The organism is Streptomyces sp. NPDC037421 (genome assembly GCF_055602105.1).
In genome coordinates this window covers 1-16722 of the sequence record NZ_JBVJWV010000052.1, presented here as the reverse complement: position 1 = coordinate 16722, position 16722 = coordinate 1, and the positions used below count along the sequence as shown (strand labels likewise).

The window sequence follows — 16722 nt, the reverse complement described above, 5'->3', positions numbered from 1 at the left end:
ATGCCGGGTGCGCGCGCTCAGTGGGAGTGGCCGCCCGGCTCCTCCGGCGCCGCGGGAGCCGCCGACGGGGTCGCGGCCGCGTCCGCCGCCGGCCCGGCGCCGCCGCCCGCGTTGACCGTGAAGGCCGCCGTACGCACCTTGCCCTCGTGCTGGAAGTCCAGGAAGAGCCGGTACGTACCCGCGCTCGGGGCGGTGGCGGTGAAGGAGACGTCCGGGCCGGGGCCGCCCTCGTTGGGGTGGACGTGGAGGTAGGCGAGGTCTCCGTCGCGCAGGGCGACGAGGTGGCCGTAAGCACCCAGGTACGGTTCGAGGTCGGTGACGGGCTTGCCGTCCTTGCTGACCGTGAGCCTGAGTTCGCCCGCCTTGCCGGGGTCGAGGGTTCCGCCCAGGGCCACCCGGTAGCCGTCCACCTCGGCCGTGTTCACGGCCGGCGGCATCGGGGCCGGCGCGTACGCCCCGGGCACCGAGAGGTCCGCGCCGAGGGTGACGTTCTTCGCACCGGGCGCGGCGGGGGTGAAGTCGGCGAACGCCTTGTAGGCGCCGGCCGCGGGCAGGTCCACGGCCGCCGACCAGGTCCCGTCCTGCGCCCGCACCGGGTGCAGGTGGCGGTAGACCGTGAGGTCGCGCGAGGCCACGATGAAGTGCAGTTCCTTGCCGTGCTCGGTCTTGTATCCGGTGACCTTGCGGCCCTCCGCGTCCTTGACCGAGAACCGCAGCTCACCCTGGCCCGCCGCGATCCGCGGGGTGTCCAGGCTCAGCGTGTAGCCGCCCTCCGAGACCTGGAGCCCGCCGGCCGCCGGGCCCTGGGCAGCCGCCTGGTCATGGCCCCCGTGGCCCGCCGACGGCCCGGACCCCCCGGACCCGGTGGACGCCCGCGCCGCGTGGGCCCCGTGCGCCGGCCCGGCCGGCGCGCCCACGGGACCCACGCCCGCACCCACCCCGTAGGCGGTGCCGAAGGTCGCCGCCAGTGCGGCGGCGAAAACGGTGATCTTCACTCCGGTGTTCATGGCTGATCTCCCCTACGACGTACGTACCACTGCCGCATCCAGCGGTTTCATGGACTTCACGATACCCCCCAGGGGTATCAAGTCAAGCTGGAGGAACACTTGCGATGCATACCTCCGGGGGGTATATCTGGAGTCAGGCCGGATACCCCCAGCGGGTATCGGCACGACTGAGGTCCGATCTAGGAGAAACACATGTCTTCCTGCTGCACCCCCGAAGGCACCTGCGGTACGAACGCCGGCGAGACCACCACCTCCGTGGCCGTGGTCGACACCACCGCCACCGTCTACCGCGTGACCGGCATGTCCTGCGGGCACTGCCGGACCGCCATCACGGCCTCCGTCGGCGCGCTCGACGGGGTCGTCTCCGTCGACGTGGACGTCGACGGCGGCGTGGTCACCGTGACCACCGCCGGCGAGCCCGACGACACCGCGATCACCGCGGCGGTCGACGACGCCGGCTACGAGCTGACCGGCCGGGCCTGACACCCGGTCCGTCCCCGACCCACCCGGCCGCCGGGGCCCCGTCCGTCCCACCGGGCCCCGGCCCCCACCCCGCGCTCGAACGAGGAGCAGCACTCATGACCACCATCACTCCCGGCGCCGCCCAGGTCGAGCTCGCCATCGGCGGCATGACCTGCGCCTCGTGCGCGGCACGCATCGAGAAGAAGCTCAACCGCATGGACGGCGTCGAGGCCACCGTCAACTACGCCACCGAGAAGGCCAAGGTCACCTTCGACGCCGACGCCGACATCTCCGTCGCGGACCTGATCGCCACCGTCGAGGCCACCGGCTACACCGCGCAGGAACCGACGCCGCCGCGCACCGGCGGCGCCGCGGGCCCCGAGGGGGAGCAGCCCGAGCACGACGAGCTCGCGCCGCTGCGCCAGCGGCTCGTCACCGCGGTCTCGCTCGCGGTCCCCGTCATCGCGATGGCGATGGCCCCGGCCCTCCAGATCGACTACTGGCAGTGGCTCTCGCTGACCCTGACCGCGCCCGTCGTCACGTACGCGGCCTGGCCCTTCCACCGCGCCGCCTGGACCAACGCCAAGCACGGCGCGGCCACCATGGACACCCTGATCTCGGTCGGCACGATCGCCGCGTTCCTGTGGTCGCTGTGGGCCCTGTTCTTCGGCACCGCCGGCACCCCCGGCATGACCCACGCCTTCGAGTTCAGCATCGCCCGCACCGACGGCGCGGGGAACATCTACCTGGAGGCGGCGGCCGGGGTGGTCGCCTTCATCCTGGCGGGCCGGTACTTCGAGGCCAAGTCCAAGCGCAAGGCCGGCGCGGCCCTCAAGGCCCTGCTGGAGCTGGGCGCCAAGGAGGTCACGGTGCTGCGCGGCGGCCGCGAGGTGACCGTGCCGACCGCCGAACTCCAGGTCGGGGACCGCTTCCTGGTCCGTCCCGGCGAGAAGATCGCCACCGACGGCACCGTCGTCGAGGGCTCCTCCGCCGTCGACGCCTCCATGCTCACCGGCGAGTCCGTGCCCGTAGAGGTCTCCGTCGGCGACTCCGTCACCGGCGCCACGCTCAACGCCGGCGGCCGCCTGGTCGTCGAGGCCACCCGGGTCGGCTCCGACACCCAGCTCGCCCGGATGGCCCGGCTGGTCGAGGACGCCCAGAACGGCAAGGCCGCCGCCCAGCGGCTCGCCGACAAGATCTCCGCGGTGTTCGTCCCCGTCGTCATCGGACTGGCCCTGGCCACCCTCGGGTTCTGGCTCGGCACCGGATCGGGCCTCGCGGCCGCCTTCACCGCCGCCGTCGCCGTACTGATCATCGCCTGCCCCTGCGCCCTGGGCCTGGCCACCCCCACCGCCCTCATGGTCGGCACCGGCCGCGGCGCCCAGCTCGGCATCCTCATCAAGGGCCCCGAGGTCCTGGAGAGCACCCGCAAGGTCGACACCATCGTCCTGGACAAGACCGGCACCGTCACCACCGGCCAGATGACCCTGCTCCGCGTCCACACCGCCGAGGGCACCGACGAGGCGGAGGTGCTGCGCCTCGCCGGAGCACTGGAGCACGCCTCCGAGCACCCCATCGCGCAGGCCGTCGCCGCGGGCGCCGCCGCCCGGGTCGGCGCCCTGCCCGCCCCCGAGGACTTCGCGAACATCCCCGGCCTCGGGGTACAGGGCGTCGTCGACGGCCACGCGGTGCTCGTCGGCCGCGGCAAGCTGCTCGCCGAGTGGGCGATGGAGCTGACCCCGCACCTGGAGCGCGCCAAGTCCGAGGCGGAGGCCGCCGGCCGCACCGCGATCGCGGTGGCCTGGGACGGCGAGGCCCGCGCGGTCCTCGAGGTCGCGGACGCGGTCAAGGACACCAGCGCCGAGGCCATCCGCCGGCTGCGCGCCCTCGGCCTGACCCCGATCCTGCTGACCGGCGACAACAAGGCCGTCGCCGAGACGGTGGCCCGCGAGGTCGGCATCGACGAGGTCATCGCCGAGGTCATGCCGCAGGACAAGGTCGACGTCGTCAAGCGGCTCCAGGCCGAGGGCCGCAGCGTCGCGATGGTCGGCGACGGCGTCAACGACGCGGCCGCGCTCGCCCAGGCGGACCTGGGCCTGGCCATGGGCACCGGCACCGACGCGGCCATCGAGGCCGGCGACCTGACCCTCGTACGCGGCGACCTGCGGGCCGCGGCGGACGCAATCCGGCTCGCCCGCAAGACCCTCGGCACCATCCGCTCGAACCTGTTCTGGGCCTTCGCCTACAACGTGGCCGCCCTGCCGCTCGCCGCGGCCGGACTGCTCAACCCGATGATCGCCGGTGCGGCCATGGCCTTCTCCTCGGTCTTCGTCGTCGGCAACAGCCTGCGCCTGCGCGGCTTCCGGGCCGCCGCCAACTGAGGAGCCCCCGTGGCCGGTTACACAGAACACAGGGAAGACGTCATCAGACGGCTGCGGCGGATCGAGGGCCAGGTCCGCGGCGTGCAGCGGATGGTCGCCGGGGACGTCTACTGCACCGACGTGCTCACCCAGGTCTCCGCGATCAGCGCCGCACTCCAGTCCTGCGCCGTGACCCTGCTCGACGAACACCTCGCCCGCTGCGTCACCGAGGCCGTCGCCAGGGGCGGGGACGAGGCGAAGGCCAAGGTCGGCGAGGCGACCAGGGCCATCGCCCGCCTGATCCGCACCTGACGCACCCCTCCCGGCCCCCACGCCCGCCGCCCCTCCGCCCCTCCGCCCCTCCGCCGCACGATCCGGTGGAGGGGCGGCGGGCGTTCCTGCCCCGCGTACCGGACGGGGGTATGCCCCCGCCGACGGGGCGCGCCGTACGATGAGCCGCTCGCGAGGGGGAGGGCCGAGAGGGATGCGCGTACGCCGGCTGGGAGAGCTGGAGGCCGAGATCATGGACCGGGTGTGGCAGTGGGAACGCCCCGCCTCGGTCCGCGAGATCGTGGACGACATAAACCGGGTCCGCAAGGTCGCCTACACCACCGTCATGACCGTGGCGGACATCCTGTACCGCAAGGGCTGGCTGAGCCGCGAGAAATCGGGCCGGGCCTGGATGTACGAGGCGGTGCGCAGCCGCGAGGAGTACACCGCGGCGCTGATGCAGGACGCGCTCGGCGACAGCCAGGACCGCAGGGCCACGCTGCTGCGGTTCGTGGAGCGCATGTCCCACGAGGACGTGGAGGCCCTGGACGAGGCCCTGCGCGCCGCCCGCACCGACCGTCCGGCCGACGGGCGCGGCCGGTGAACCACCACGTACTGCCGCCCCTCGGGCTCGCCCTGATCACCGGTCTGGTGCTGCCGTTACTGCTCGTGCGCGCCCGCTGGGCCCAGCAGGTGCCCCGGATGGGGCTGGCCGCCTGGATCGCCTGCGGCGCCGTCTTCGCACTGTCCACGGCCATGCTGGCGGCGCAGCTGCTGCTCCCCCCGGAGACCAGCCACCACCTCATCGACGCGGTCCTGACCCTGACCCCGCCCTCCCCCGCGCGGCTGGCCGCGGCCACCGCGCGCGAGGCCCTCGCCGCGGCTTCGGCGCTGGCGGTGCTGGCGGTACCGGCCACCGGCTTCGTACGCGAGCTCGTGCGGGCGCGCCGGGCCCGCACCCGGCACGCCGAACTGCTGCGCCTCGTCGGCCGGTACGACTCCCGGCTGGGGGCGACCGTACTGGAGGACGCGCGCCCGGCGGTGTACTGCCTGCCGGGGCGTTCGCGTCGGGTCGTGGTGTCCTCGGGGGCCCTGGAGGTGCTGACGGAACAGGAGCTGGCCGCGGCGCTGGCCCATGAGCGGGCCCACATCGGCGGCCGCCACCACCTGCTGGTCGCGGCGGCGGGCGCGTACTCGGCGGTCTTCCGCCGGCTGCCGCTGGCCCGGATCGGCGGGCGCACGGTACCGCTGCTGCTGGAGATGGCCGCCGACGACCGGGCGCTGCGCGGGTGTTCCAGCGACGCGCTGGCCACGGCGCTGTACGCGCTGGCGTCGGGGCGCGCGCCGCGCAGGGCGTTCGCGGCGGGCGGGCCGTCCGCGGCGGTGCGGATGCGGCGCATCCTGGGGCCGCGCCGGGCGGGACGCCCGGTGCTGCGCGGGATGCTGGCGGTGGCCGCGGCGGTGTCGACGGTCGTTCCGCTGGTGATCGCGTGTTGTTGGACGTCCTGACAGCGGATTGCCCTCTTCCTCTCTCCGCCCCCAACCCGGCTATTTACTAAGCCAATTCGTAGATTTCCCGCCGCCCCCGGCCACTCGAATTGCCCGCTATTCTGAGCGCGTGCGGGCTCAGGACCGGTACGGCGAGAGGTGCGGAAAGAATGCTGCTGGCTGACGTGCGGACGGCAGCTCCCGGTGACGCGACGGCGATTTCCCGGCTCCTCGCCGAAGCGATTCGCGACGGCTACGGCGAGGCCCTCGGGGAAATCGGGGTCGGCCGGCTGGTGTCGGACCATTGCGCCCTGCCGCGCATAAGAGCGGAAATTGAAATTCCCGGCGGAGCTCCCGCCTGGCTCGGCTGGCTGGTCGCGGCCGACACCGACGGCACCGTCGTGGGTGCGGTCTCGGGCGGCGTGCCCGTCGCCGCCGAGGGCGAGATCTACGCCCTGTGCGTGACCCCGGCCCGGCAGCGGGAGGGCGTCGGCACGGCGCTGCTGGAGGCGGCCACCGGCCGGATGCGGGCGCACGGGGCCGCGTACCAGCGGATCACGCTGCCCGTCGAACAGGCCCCGGCGCTCCCCTTCTTCACCCACCACGGCTTCGGCGCGCTCACGCCGGTCAGGCTCGGCCGCACCCTCTGACGCCGCCCGCCCGCGCCGGGGGCGTGGCAGATCCACGCCATCGCGTGTTCACGCAGCCCGCCGCTCTGGCCCCGGACCTCCCGCGCAGGACAGGATTTCACCAGCGGGGCGGTCCCGGCGGCACGGGAGCCCCGCCCCGGACGGCTGGCCCGAGCGACCCCCTGGAGGAGCGATGCACACACCGAGCGGCATTTCCCCGCCCGTCCTGCCGTTCGCGCCCGCCCCGTTCGCACCGGCCGCGCCGGCCGCGCGCGCGGCCGCCGGTGCTCCGTGGGCGCCCGGCGCGGCCGCCGTCCCGTCCCCCGCCGGCTTCCTGCCCGGCCTGGAGTCGACCGCGCCCGCCGACGAGGACTCGCTCTGGCTGCAGGACGCGCTGCTGGGCCCGCACAGCGCGGACATCGTCCGCTACCTGGGCCTCGCCCGGGAGTGCGGCGGGGGCCCGGTCCTGGACCTGGGCTGCGGCGCGGGACGGCTCGCGGTGCCGTTCGCCCGCCAGGGCTTCCGGGTCGAGGCGGTGGACCGGGACGCCGCCAGCCTGGAGCGGCTGCGGGCCTGGGGCCGGCGGATCGGGCCGCAGGTGTCGCGGCGCCTGGTCACCACCCGGGCCGATCTGGCGGGGCTGCGGCTGCGGGGCACGTACCGGCTGGCACTGCTGGCCGGGGCGATGATCTCCGCCGTGCCGCCCCACGCCCGTCCGGGGCTGCTGCGCGAGATCGCCGCGCACCTGGAACCGGGCGGCGCGCTCGCCCTGGACTTCACGGCGCACCGGCTGCGCGGGCTGTCGGAGGACCCCTCGCGCACCTGGGCGTTCCAGGTGCCGCGGTTCGACGGGGTCGAGGAGTGGACGGTGGCCCGCCAGGAGTTCGACCTGGACGGCATGAGCGAGCACATCACCTACCACTCCGTCCGCACGGGGAAGCTGAGCAGCGAGCGCGTGGCCGGGGCCACCCGGAAGTGGATCATCGACCCGGAGTGCCTGACCGCCGAACTGCACGGGGCCGGCCTGCCCGTGGAGCGCCGGCGCTGCCACCGCGTGGACGAGCGGACGGAGAGCGTCCTGCTGGTCTGCCGGGCCGGCGGCTGACGCCGCCGAGCCGTTCCGCGAGGCCGGGCAAGAGGTACGATGCCCCCAAAGGTTTGAGTGGACCAGATCGCGGATGGTGGCGGAGAGATGGCTGTCGTGGAGGAGTCGACCGGCCGCGAGGCGGTGATCCAGCGCCTCCGCGACGTCGGGCTGCGGGTCACCGGGCCCCGTCTCGAAGTGCTGCAAGTACTGTCGGCGGGCGGCCACATGGACGTCGAGTCCATCACCGCCGCCGCCCGTGAGCGGCTCGGGACGCTGACCAGCCAGGCCGTCTACGAGATGCTGCGGCACTTCCTGGAGACCGGGCTGGCGTCGAAGTTCGACCGCCCCGGCCTGCCGGCCGTCTTCGAGATCGCCGGCCCGCCCCACCAGCACGCGCTGTGCGTGCGCTGCGGCCGCGTGGAGAACGTCCGGGCGGAAGTGCCCGAGCCCGCCGGCGAGGCCATCCACGCCTGGCGGATGGGCGAGGGCGCCGAGGTCATCTTCAAGGGGCTGTGCCCCGACTGCCTGAGCGCTGCCCCGTAATCCCCGGTGGATCAGCGCACGGCGTCGGACGCGGTGCGTCGCAAGGCGGAGAGGCGCCCCCGTACTGGGCGCATTCGGGCGTTCCGACAACGCGGCGAGGTGCCGTTGCCGACGTCGTGCGCCCGCCGGGGATTACGGGACAGCCCTTGGGCGCGCCGCAGGACTGACGGGCCCGCGCCCGCCCTGTCTCCCGTCAGCGGCAAGGGAGTTGGCCCGCGGAAGATCCCGTACCGCCCCCGCCGGAGCCCCGTCCGGGCCGGCCGGAAGCACAGTCGCGCACCTCAGAGGCAGTCTGTGACGCCCGTCACATCCCGTTCGAGGGGGCGGGAGCCCTCCCATGGGCATGTGCCAAAGTGTGACTGTCGATTCGTAAGATGAGGGGGTCGCTTCGCGATGGCAACGGGCGACGGCAGGGACGGCATCCAGTCCGCCGACAGGGTGCTGGCCTTCTATCAGGAGCTGCGCCTGCGCGGGGTGTCCGACCTGAACGAGGTCTTCCGGGAGCTCGGGCTCGCGCCCGAGGAGTACGAGAAGTGGCGCGCGGAACTGACCTCCCTCGGCCTGATCGTGCCGACCGGCACCACCCACGCCACCCGTGCCGACCTCCAGTCCGGCGCCTGGGAACCGGGTCCGGACGCCGTCACCGTGGTCGACCCCGAGATCGCCCTGCTGCGGATGCTCCAGCGCGAACGGGAGCGGCTGCGCGAGCACCTGGACGAGTCCGACCGGGCGTACAGCGCGCTGGAGAACCTGGTCGGAAGGTTCCTGCGGCCCGGTTCGCTGAACGCCTCCGACGTCGAGGTCGAGATCCTCGACGACTACGGCCGGATCCAGCAGGTGCTGGAGGACATCACGGACGTCATCCGGCACGACCTGACGTCCATGCACGTCACGGCCCTGGTCCGGGAGGTCGCCGACCGGGTGCTCAGCCGCGACCGCCGCCAGATCGACAACGGGGTGCGCATCCGCGCCATCTACCACCAGCGCATCACCACCTCGCCGGAGGCGGTGGAGATGCTCCGCCGCCGGGTCGAGGCCGGGGTGGAGATCCGCCTGTCCCCCGCCGTCCCGATGAACATGATCATCGCGGACCAGCAGTTCGCCGTGCTGCCCGTGCACCCCGACGACCGGGCGGCCGGCGCGATCCTCGCCCGCGGTCCCGCCCTGGTCCGCTCCTACCTCGCGCTGTACGAGCACTGCTGGCACGCGGCCACCCCGTACGGCGACGACGTCGCACCGGAACTCGGCGGCGACGGGCTGTCCGAGCAGCAGCGGGCCGCCCTGAAAATGCTCGCCTCGGGAATGAAGGACGAGAAGGTCGCCCGGAACCTCGGGGTATCCCTGCGAACGGTCAGCCGAATGCTGTCCGAGCTGATGCAGGAAATGGGCGCGTCGAGCCGTTTCGAGGCCGGCGTACGCGCCCAGCGGCTCGGCTGGCTGGACTGATTTCACAGGCCACCGACCCCGTTTCCCGGCGATCCTGGACCGCTTTTCCGGTCCACTTGTGACGGTCCGCCGCAATACCGCCGCAATACTCGGTCCGGGCAGTACGCCTCGGATCGGGAACGCGAAAAGCCCCGCGTCCGCCGGAGGCGGTCACGGGGCTTCACCCGCCCGAGCGGGGCGGGCCGTTCAGTCCCAGCCGTTGCCGTCCGCGCGGGACGACGAGCGGACGGCGACCGCCGCGGTACAGGACGGGCGGGCGGGGGCGGCGTGACGGACGTTCGCGCGGATTCCGGTGGTGTGCACGGCGGACATGATTCCTCCAGGAAGTCTGAATATCGATTCCGTCTCCGCGGATCCGTGCCGCCGGTATTCCGTCGAAGACATCTCCATTCTCATATGGATTCCGCGGCCGGGCCACTTTCCTGTAGCGCGTTTAGGGCGGATCTGGAGTTCATACACACGTTACATCTGCGCATCTTTGGTCAGCTCAAAAGAGCTGTTAGGGTGGCCTTCCGGCCTTCTCGACCCTCCAGGGGAGAGGCGTCGGCGAGGCAGGAGCGTGCCGCCGCTCCTGCCTCACTCACCTCCGGGCCCCACCGCTCCTCGCGCAGCACGTCCCGGTAGACCTCCAGGGTGCGCGCGGCCGCGGCCCGCCAGCTCATGCTCCGTGCGTGGCGCACCGCCGCCCGCCCCATCTCCGCGGCCTCCCCCGGCTGCCCGGCGAACCAGCGCAGCCTCCGGGCGTACTCCACCGGGTCGTTGCCGCGTACGAGCAGCCCCGTCACCCCGTCGCGCACGGCGGTCGGCAGCCCCCCGACCGCCGAGGCCAGCACGGGGGTCCCGCACGCCTGGGCCTCCAGCGCGACCAGCCCGAAGGACTCGCTGCGCGAGGGCACCATCAGCACGTCCGCCGCCCGGTACCACTGGGCGAGCTCCGCCTGCGGCACCGGCGGGAAGTGCCGCAGTACGTCCGACACCCCCAGCTCGCGCGCCAGGTCCCAGGCCTCGCCGCGCGGCCCGGCCCCCGAGTTCCCGCCCACCACCGGGACGATGGTCCGCCGGCGCAGCTCCGGGTCCTGACGCAGCAGTTCGGCGATCGCGCGGACCATCACGTCCGGGCCCTTGAGGGGCTGGATCCGGCCCGCGTACAGGGGGACGAACGCGTCGGCCGGCAGTCCCAGCCGGGCCCGCGCCGCCGCCCGCCCCCGGCCGGGCCCGAAGGTGCGCAGGTCGACCCCCGGCCGGACGATCTCCGTGCGCCGCTCCTCGGCCGCGTACAGCTCGCGCAACGCCCGGGCCTCGTCGGCGGTGTTGGCGATGAGGCGGTCGGCGGATCCGACGACCTGGTGCTCGCCGCGGATCCGCAGCTCCGGCTCGGGGGCGTCGCCTTCGGCGAGGGCCCCGTTCTTCACCCGGGCCAGGGTGTGCGCGGTGTGCACCAGCGGGATCCGCCAGCCGGCGGCGGCGATCCGGCCCGCCTGGCCGGAGAGCCAGTAGTGCGAGTGGACCAGGTCGTAGCGCCGCTCCTGTTTGAGCAGTGCCAGCGAGAAGGGGACGACCAGGGCGGGCATGTCCTCCTTGGCGAGGGCGGCGCGCGGGCCGGCCTCCAGGTGGCGCACCCGGACACCGGGGCCGAGGGCGTCCGGGGAGGGGCGGGCCTCGCCCCGGCAGCGGGTGAACAGGTCCACCTCCACGCCCTGTTCGGCGAGGGCACGGGACAGCTGCACCATGTAGACGTTCATGCCGCCCGCGTCCCCGGTGCCGGGCTGGTGCAGCGGCGAGGTGTGGACGCTGAGCATGGCGACGCGCAGGGACACGGGGAGCTCCTACGGGCAGGGGCCGCGTCCGCCCCGCGCCACCGGGCGACCGGCGCGCGGTCACGCGGCGAAGAAGGGTTTCTGTCGTCTTGCTGTCGTGCGGGGGTGCGGGTCGTGCCGTCGTTCGGGGGGTGCGGCGCAGGGTGCCGGTCGTTCCCGTGCCGCGGGCCGTGCGGCGCACGCGGGTGCCGCCGTCCGCGCGCGGGGCACCGCGCTAGAAGCCGAACACCGGTCCCGACGGCGGGGCCAGCCGGGTGCCCGGCGCGGGCGGGACGAGGGCCGCGGCCGAGACCGGCCCGCCGGGTTCCGCCTTGAGCGCGGCGGCCAGCCGGTCCGCGCCCTCCGGCATCACCGGACGCGCCCACGCGCCGAGCGCCCGGGCCACCGCCAACTGCGCGGCCAGCACCGGGAGGTGGCGGCCGGCTGCGGTGGGGCGGTGGGCCTCGTGCGCGTTGACGTGGCCGAAGTCGGCCGCGGAACGCACCATCTCGTCGAGCAGGGCGACGGCCCTGCGCGGGTCGAACGCGTCCGGCGAGTAGGCCTCCCGCAGGTCCTCCAGCCCGCGCAGCAGCCGCCGCTCCAACACCTCCCAGCCGGAGCCCCCGGGCAGGGCCGCCGGGGCCAGTCCGGCGCACTCCTCGCGGACGGCGGCGAAGAGCCCGGCGAGCCAGTTGTTCCAGCTCTCGTCCAGCTCCCGGCGGGCGGCGGCGAGCCGGTCGGCGTGGAATGCCGTGCGGCGGCCGAGCGGGCGGGCCTGCAGGACGTGCCGGCGCAGGGTGTCCGAGCCGTACTCGGTGATCAGGTCCAGCGCCCAGGCCTTCTGGCCGGAGCCCCAGACGAGCGCCTCGTCCTCGATGACGTACGCCTCGTTGACGCAGAAGTGCTGCGGCAGTTTGAGCCCCTGGGCGAACAGCAGGACCGGCAGCAGCACCGCGTGGCAGAAGGCGTGGCCGAAGCCGCAGAAGTGGACGGCCCGTTCGGGCAGCGGCTGGTCGCCGTGGCCGAACAAGTGCATGGCGGCCGCCTCGAAACAGCCGTCGACCCGGTGCTCGGGGAAGCCGTCGACGGGGACGGGCAGCCCCCACTCGGCGGGGTGGGACACGGCGATGTCCGGCAGCCCGTCCTCGACGAGCGACTCGCACAGCGCGGCCAGCCTCGGCGGCAGGCCGGTGCCGGCCCAGTACTCGGCGAGGGCCTCGCGGTACGGCTCCAGCGGGATGTACAGCCGCCGGCAGCGCCGGGGCCGGGCCGGGGAGGCGCACAGGGCGCAGCGCGGCTCCAGCAGGTCGCCGCCGTCGTTGGGGCGGGCGCACTCGTGGCACATCCCGCCGTCGCTGACCGCGGCGCAGTGCGGGCAGGTGCCGGTGACGTGCGCTCCGTGGAGCCAGCGTCCGCAGGGCTCGCAGTACGGCGTCAGGCGGGTGCGGGCCGCGATGACCCCGTCCGCGTACAGCCGGCGGAAGAGCTCCGTCAGCCGGCCCCGGTAGCCCTTGTCCTGGCGGGGCCGCACGATGTGGTCGAACTCGACGCCCGAGCGCAGCCAGTCCGACGTGATCGCGGCGCGGTACCCCTCGGCGACCTCCTCCGGTTTGCGGCCCGCGCGGAGCGCGCGGACGTGGACGGAGCTGGCGTGGTCGGCGGTGCCGGTGGTGAACCGGACGGGTTCGCCCTCGGCCCGCAGGAACCGGGCGAGTACGTCGGCGGCGACGTACGGTCCTGCGAGATGGCCGACGTGCAGTTCGCCGTGGGTGGCCGGCGGGGTCGCGGTGATCCAGACGGGGGTGCTCATGGGACCTCCTTGACGCTGTGGTGCGAAGGACGCAGCGAAGCTCGGAACGGAAGGAACAGCGGGTGCCCAGCCAAGACTGACAGAGAAACGAACCGTGCGGTCTGGTATCGGCTTGCGCGTTCGCGCCGTTGCGTGGACACGCCAGCGGGGCCTCCCGCGGGCGGGTGCGCGGCCTCAGGCCGCGCAGTCCACCGGCACGCGCATCCCCCGCACCACCTCGGTCCACAGCTCGTGCGTGGCCAGCGCCCACAGCGCGAGCGCGTCGCGGTCCGACGGCCGCTCCAGCTGACGGGCCAGCAGGGTCCGCACCCGGTCGGGCCGGACCTGCCCGGCCCGCGCCAGCCGCTCCGCCGACAGCAGTTCGCGTACGGGTTCCAGCAGCGGCCCGCCGGGAGCGAGCATCGCGGTGACGGGCAGGGCGAACGGCTGCCGGGGCCGCTTCCGCACGGCCTTGGGCAGCAGCTCCCGCCCCGCCTCGGCCAGCGCCCGCCGGTCCTGGAGCAGGCGGGCCGGGAGGGCCCGGGCGTGCGCGGCCACCGGGGGCCGGCAGAACGGCATCCGGGCCTCGACGGCCGAGGCCATGCCCAGGTGGTCGAGCCGGCGCAGGTGCCGGGCAGGCAGCCGCCAGCGGCTCTCGAACGCGGTGACCGCCGCGAGCCGGTCACCGCCCGCGGAGCGCAGCTCCCGCTCGACGCGGTCGGCGGCCGAGCCCTCCTCCGCGATGAAGGCCCGGTAGGCGGGCGTGTACAGGTACTCGCGCAGCAGCCGGGGCGCGGCGGACAGCCCGTCGGTGTAGGCGGCGGCCCAGTCGGCGACGAAGGGGCCCGTGCCCGCCACCCGCGTGCGCGCGCAGGCTCCGAACAGTTCGTCGGCGCCGTCCCCGGTCAGGGCCACGCTGTACCCGGCTTGCCGCACCGCCCGGAAGAGGGCGTACGTGCTCAGCGCGGCCGGGTCGGCGTCGGGCTGCCCCAGGTGCCGGGTGGTGAGGGTCAGCAGCGACCCCAGCTCGGCCGGGTCCAGGGCGACTTCGTGGTGGACGGTACGGGTGTGCCGGGCCACCGCGCGGGCGTACGCGGCCTCACGGTCGGGCCAGCGGCCCCGGTAGCCGAGGTGGAAGCTGTGCGGGGCGGGCGCCCCCGCCTCCCGGGCGTACTCGGCCGTCAGCGCGGTGACCAGGCCCGAGGCGAGCCCGCCGCTCGTGAGGGCGCACACCGGTACGTCGGCCCGCGCGAGGCGGCGCACCTCCCCGCGGAGCACGTCGGCGGTGGACCGGCGGGCCCGCTCGGGGGCGTCCGGCGCCGGGGACCGGCGCCGCAGCGCCGCCGGGCGCCCCGGGTGTACGACGGCGGTCGCGCCGGGCGGCAGGGCGCTGATGCCCTCCAGGGCGGTCCGGGCGGAGATCGGCGTGCGCAGGGCGAGGACGGTGTCGAGGCTGTCCGCGCGCGGGGCCGTCCGCACCCCGTCGAAGGCCAGCAGCGCGGGGATCTCGGAGGCGAACCGGAACGCCCCGTCCGCGCCCTGGTGGTAGTGCAGGGGCTTGCCGCCCATGGGGTCCACGGCGAGGACCAGCCGGGGGGCCGCGCGGACGTCGAGGACCGCGACGGCGAACATGCCGTCGAGCCGGCGGGCGAAACCCGTCCCGTACTCGGCGTACAGGGCGGGCAGCAGGGTGCCGTCGCACAGGTCGGGGAAGCGGTGGCCGCGGGCGGCGAGTTCGCGCCGCAGCTCGGCGTGGTTGTAGATCTCCCCGCCCAGGACGGCGACCACCCCGGGCAGGTGGGCCAGCCGGTACGGCTGCCGCCCGCCGCGCGGGTCGGTCACCGCGAGCCGGTCGCAGCCCAGCGCCCACCCCGGCCCGCGCAGCACCTGGTGCCCGTCGGGACCGCCGTGCCGCTGCCGGGCCGAGACCGCCGCCAGCTCGGCCGGGTCGGGTGCGGTCGCCCCGGCCGCGAGCAAGCCGAAAATCCTGCCCATGCCGGACGCCTCCGCTTCCCACGCGCGCGTGGTTCCCTCGACGATGTGGAGCAGTGAAGTCTGCGAGTGGCGTAGAGGCGACATGTCGCGAGTACGCCAAAGGAGCCGCCTTGCGGCCGGTGCCCGCGCCCAACAGGCTGATCACATGGAACACTTCGCGACCGATCGCATAGACCGCAGCGCCCCCGAATCCCTGCTGGTCGTGGCCGCGCACCCGGACGACATCGAGTTCTGCGTCAGCGGGACGGTCATGCGGTGGATCGCGCAGGGCACCACCCGGGTGACGTACTGCATCGTCACCGACGGCGGTGCGGGCGGCTACGACGAGCAGCTACCGCGCCAGGCCATGGGGGACCTGCGCCGCGCCGAGCAGGTCCACTCGGCCAAGCGCAGCGGCGTCGACGACGTCCGCTTCCTCGGCTACCCCGACAGTTACGTCGAGGCGAGCGTGGAGCTGCGCCGGGACCTGTGCCGGGTGATCCGGCAGGTCCGGCCGCAGCGTGCCGTCATCCCGAGTCCGGAGATCAACTGGGGCCGGATCGCGGACCTGCATCCCGACCACCGGGCGGTGGGCGACGCCGCCCTGCGGGCCGTCTACCCCGAGGCGCGCAATCCGTTCGCGCACCCCGAGCTCCTCAAGGAGGAGGGCCTGGAGCCTTGGATCGTGCCGGAGCTGTGGCTGATGACCGGGCCGACGCCCAACCAGTACGTCGACGTCACCCCCGTCTTCGACCGCAAGGTCGAGGCCCTGCGCATCCACACCTCGCAGACCGCGCACTTCGACGACCTGGCGGGGCTGCTGCGGGAGTGGCTGGGCGAGCACGCCCGGGCGGCAGGGCTGCCCGCGGGCCGGATGGCGGAGGCCTTCCAGGTCGTCAGGATCGAGTGACCGGACGGGGGGGGTCCGCCGGGGCCGGGTCGCGTTCGCCGTGCGGGGCGTGCGGGACCCGGCCCTCGTGCTGTCCGGGGTCACCGGTAGACGAGCAGTTCCGCCTCGGTCGCGCCCGCCAGTTCGTAGCGGGTCGCGACCAGGGGGCGGCCGGAGTAGAGGCGGATCAGCGTCGCCGCGTCCCCCCGGAAGCGGGCCGGGGCCCGGCCGGGCACCTCGTTGCCCAGGACCAGCGGGCCTCCCCGGCCGCCGATGTCCGCGACCAGCCGGGGCGTCTCCCGCTTGCGGCTGACCATCCGCAGCAGGGGCAGGGCCAGCGGCAGGCTGTCGCCGGCGTACTCCCCGGGCTCCCCGAACGCCGCGCGGACGTCGCCCGCGTGAATCCACTCCCCCAGGGCCACCGCGTCGAGCGTGCCGTCGCCCTCGGCGATGACCGGGCCGGCCTCGGTGAGGCCGCGTTCCAGCTCGTCCACGATCCGCGCGAGGGGCCAGTCCACGCGCTCGGCCACATCGGCGGCGTTGGCGGCGGGCAGGAACACCCCTTCCTCCAGCCGGCCCTCCACGATGCGGACCAGGGCGGCCGCGCAGTGCGCGAGGACGTCCCGGGCGGTCCACCCCGGGCAGGCGGTGCGGAGCCCGTACGCCGCCTCCGGTGTCCGCCGCAACAGCGGTACCAACGCGTCCCGTTCGGTGCGCAGCAGCCGGTCGGGGAGCCAGGGGTCGCGTACCTCGGCGTCGGCTCCCACAGCCGCTTCCATGATGGCCACGGCGGTCAGTAGCGGTAGTGGTCGGGCTTGTACGGGCCCTCGACCTCGACGCCGATGTACGCGGCCTGCTCCGGGCGCAGGGTGGTGAGCTTGACGCCCAGCGCGTCCAGGTGGAGGCGGGCGACCTTCTCGTCGAGGTGCTTGGGCAGCACGTAGACGTCGGTCGGGTACTCGGACGGCTTGGTGAACAGCTC

At 74.5% G+C, this 16722-nt stretch carries 17 protein-coding genes; 10 read left to right on the top strand and 7 right to left on the bottom strand.

Features of this window, described 5'->3' with window-relative positions; genetic code table 11:
• Window positions 1-17: 17 nt before the first annotated feature.
• Window positions 18-1007, bottom strand: a complete 990-nt coding sequence (locus ACZ7IF_RS37140; protein WP_470981201.1) for a hypothetical protein — start codon at window positions 1005-1007, stop codon at window positions 18-20.
• Between the two features lie 192 nt (window positions 1008-1199).
• Here ACZ7IF_RS37140 and ACZ7IF_RS37135 point away from each other — a divergent pair, with 192 nt between their 5' ends.
• The 9 genes from ACZ7IF_RS37135 to ACZ7IF_RS37095 all read left to right on the top strand — a co-directional run bounded on the left by ACZ7IF_RS37135 (window position 1200) and on the right by ACZ7IF_RS37095 (window position 9292).
• On the top strand, window positions 1200-1490 hold the full coding sequence (locus ACZ7IF_RS37135; RefSeq protein WP_470981199.1) for a cation transporter: 291 nt from the start codon (window positions 1200-1202) through the stop codon (window positions 1488-1490).
• 95 nt (window positions 1491-1585) lie between these two features.
• Window positions 1586-3850, top strand: a complete 2265-nt coding sequence (locus ACZ7IF_RS37130; protein ID WP_470981197.1) for a heavy metal translocating P-type ATPase — start codon at window positions 1586-1588, stop codon at window positions 3848-3850.
• Between the two features lie 9 nt (window positions 3851-3859).
• Window positions 3860-4141, top strand: a complete 282-nt coding sequence (locus tag ACZ7IF_RS37125) for a metal-sensitive transcriptional regulator (RefSeq protein WP_470981195.1) — start codon at window positions 3860-3862, stop codon at window positions 4139-4141.
• 172 nt (window positions 4142-4313) lie between these two features.
• Window positions 4314-4703: a BlaI/MecI/CopY family transcriptional regulator gene (locus tag ACZ7IF_RS37120; protein ID WP_362467711.1), complete on the top strand. Its 390-nt coding sequence runs from the start codon at window positions 4314-4316 to the stop codon at window positions 4701-4703.
• Complete coding sequence (locus tag ACZ7IF_RS37115; protein ID WP_470981193.1) at window positions 4700-5608, top strand: M56 family metallopeptidase; 909 nt, start codon at window positions 4700-4702, stop codon at window positions 5606-5608. The genes ACZ7IF_RS37120 and ACZ7IF_RS37115 overlap by 4 nt, the downstream gene beginning before the upstream one ends.
• 149 nt (window positions 5609-5757) lie before the next feature.
• Window positions 5758-6237, top strand: a complete 480-nt coding sequence (locus tag ACZ7IF_RS37110) for a GNAT family N-acetyltransferase (RefSeq protein ID WP_470981191.1) — start codon at window positions 5758-5760, stop codon at window positions 6235-6237.
• Window positions 6238-6409: 172 nt separating this feature from the next.
• Window positions 6410-7321, top strand: a complete 912-nt coding sequence (locus ACZ7IF_RS37105; protein ID WP_470981189.1) for an SAM-dependent methyltransferase — start codon at window positions 6410-6412, stop codon at window positions 7319-7321.
• Window positions 7322-7408: 87 nt separating this feature from the next.
• The gene (locus tag ACZ7IF_RS37100; RefSeq protein WP_470981187.1) at window positions 7409-7846 is read left to right on the top strand and encodes a Fur family transcriptional regulator; all 438 of its coding nucleotides are present in this window, start codon (window positions 7409-7411) and stop codon (window positions 7844-7846) included.
• Between the two features lie 393 nt (window positions 7847-8239).
• A complete protein-coding gene (locus tag ACZ7IF_RS37095) occupies window positions 8240-9292 on the top strand; it encodes a helix-turn-helix transcriptional regulator (RefSeq protein ID WP_470981185.1) in 1053 nt (350 codons plus the stop codon).
• A 186-nt stretch (window positions 9293-9478) separates the two neighbouring features.
• Here the strand turns inward: ACZ7IF_RS37095 and ACZ7IF_RS37090 are convergent, their stop codons facing one another.
• From ACZ7IF_RS37090 to ACZ7IF_RS37075, 4 genes are all read right to left on the bottom strand, one after another.
• The gene (locus tag ACZ7IF_RS37090; RefSeq protein ID WP_470981183.1) at window positions 9479-9604 is read right to left on the bottom strand and encodes a hypothetical protein; all 126 of its coding nucleotides are present in this window, start codon (window positions 9602-9604) and stop codon (window positions 9479-9481) included.
• 170 nt (window positions 9605-9774) lie between these two features.
• The gene (gene mshA, locus ACZ7IF_RS37085; RefSeq protein ID WP_470981181.1) at window positions 9775-11109 is read right to left on the bottom strand and encodes a D-inositol-3-phosphate glycosyltransferase; all 1335 of its coding nucleotides are present in this window, start codon (window positions 11107-11109) and stop codon (window positions 9775-9777) included.
• 214 nt (window positions 11110-11323) lie between these two features.
• Window positions 11324-12898: a class I tRNA ligase family protein gene (locus ACZ7IF_RS37080; RefSeq protein WP_470981180.1), complete on the bottom strand. Its 1575-nt coding sequence runs from the start codon at window positions 12896-12898 to the stop codon at window positions 11324-11326.
• Window positions 12899-13072: 174 nt separating this feature from the next.
• A complete protein-coding gene (locus ACZ7IF_RS37075) occupies window positions 13073-14872 on the bottom strand; it encodes an asparagine synthetase B family protein (RefSeq protein WP_470981178.1) in 1800 nt (599 codons plus the stop codon).
• A gap of 145 nt (window positions 14873-15017) precedes the next feature.
• Here ACZ7IF_RS37075 and ACZ7IF_RS37070 point away from each other — a divergent pair, with 145 nt between their 5' ends.
• Window positions 15018-15761: a PIG-L deacetylase family protein gene (locus tag ACZ7IF_RS37070; protein WP_470981176.1), complete on the top strand. Its 744-nt coding sequence runs from the start codon at window positions 15018-15020 to the stop codon at window positions 15759-15761.
• A gap of 80 nt (window positions 15762-15841) precedes the next feature.
• Here ACZ7IF_RS37070 and ACZ7IF_RS37065 read toward each other — a convergent pair whose 3' ends face one another.
• Together ACZ7IF_RS37065 and ACZ7IF_RS37060 are read right to left on the bottom strand one after the other, a co-directional pair.
• Window positions 15842-16519, bottom strand: coding sequence for a maleylpyruvate isomerase family mycothiol-dependent enzyme (locus ACZ7IF_RS37065; protein WP_470981174.1), 678 nt, complete (start codon window positions 16517-16519; stop codon window positions 15842-15844).
• A 14-nt stretch (window positions 16520-16533) separates the two neighbouring features.
• A partial coding sequence (locus ACZ7IF_RS37060) for an adenosylhomocysteinase (RefSeq protein WP_470981172.1) occupies window positions 16534-16722 on the bottom strand: 189 nt, incomplete at its 5' end.

Coding starts and splice junctions, on each gene's coding strand:
- ACZ7IF_RS37140 (WP_470981201.1), bottom strand. CDS start 1,007: ATGAACACCGGAGTGAAGATCACCGTTTTCGCCGCCGCACTGGCGGCG.
- ACZ7IF_RS37135 (WP_470981199.1), top strand. CDS start 1,200: ATGTCTTCCTGCTGCACCCCCGAAGGCACCTGCGGTACGAACGCCGGC.
- ACZ7IF_RS37130 (WP_470981197.1), top strand. CDS start 1,586: ATGACCACCATCACTCCCGGCGCCGCCCAGGTCGAGCTCGCCATCGGC.
- ACZ7IF_RS37120 (WP_362467711.1), top strand. CDS start 4,314: ATGCGCGTACGCCGGCTGGGAGAGCTGGAGGCCGAGATCATGGACCGG.
- ACZ7IF_RS37110 (WP_470981191.1), top strand. CDS start 5,758: ATGCTGCTGGCTGACGTGCGGACGGCAGCTCCCGGTGACGCGACGGCG.
- ACZ7IF_RS37105 (WP_470981189.1), top strand. CDS start 6,410: ATGCACACACCGAGCGGCATTTCCCCGCCCGTCCTGCCGTTCGCGCCC.
- ACZ7IF_RS37100 (WP_470981187.1), top strand. CDS start 7,409: ATGGCTGTCGTGGAGGAGTCGACCGGCCGCGAGGCGGTGATCCAGCGC.
- ACZ7IF_RS37095 (WP_470981185.1), top strand. CDS start 8,240: ATGGCAACGGGCGACGGCAGGGACGGCATCCAGTCCGCCGACAGGGTG.
- ACZ7IF_RS37090 (WP_470981183.1), bottom strand. CDS start 9,604: ATGTCCGCCGTGCACACCACCGGAATCCGCGCGAACGTCCGTCACGCC.
- ACZ7IF_RS37080 (WP_470981180.1), bottom strand. CDS start 12,898: ATGAGCACCCCCGTCTGGATCACCGCGACCCCGCCGGCCACCCACGGC.
- ACZ7IF_RS37075 (WP_470981178.1), bottom strand. CDS start 14,872: ATGGGCAGGATTTTCGGCTTGCTCGCGGCCGGGGCGACCGCACCCGAC.
- ACZ7IF_RS37070 (WP_470981176.1), top strand. CDS start 15,018: ATGGAACACTTCGCGACCGATCGCATAGACCGCAGCGCCCCCGAATCC.
- ACZ7IF_RS37065 (WP_470981174.1), bottom strand. CDS start 16,519: ATGGAAGCGGCTGTGGGAGCCGACGCCGAGGTACGCGACCCCTGGCTC.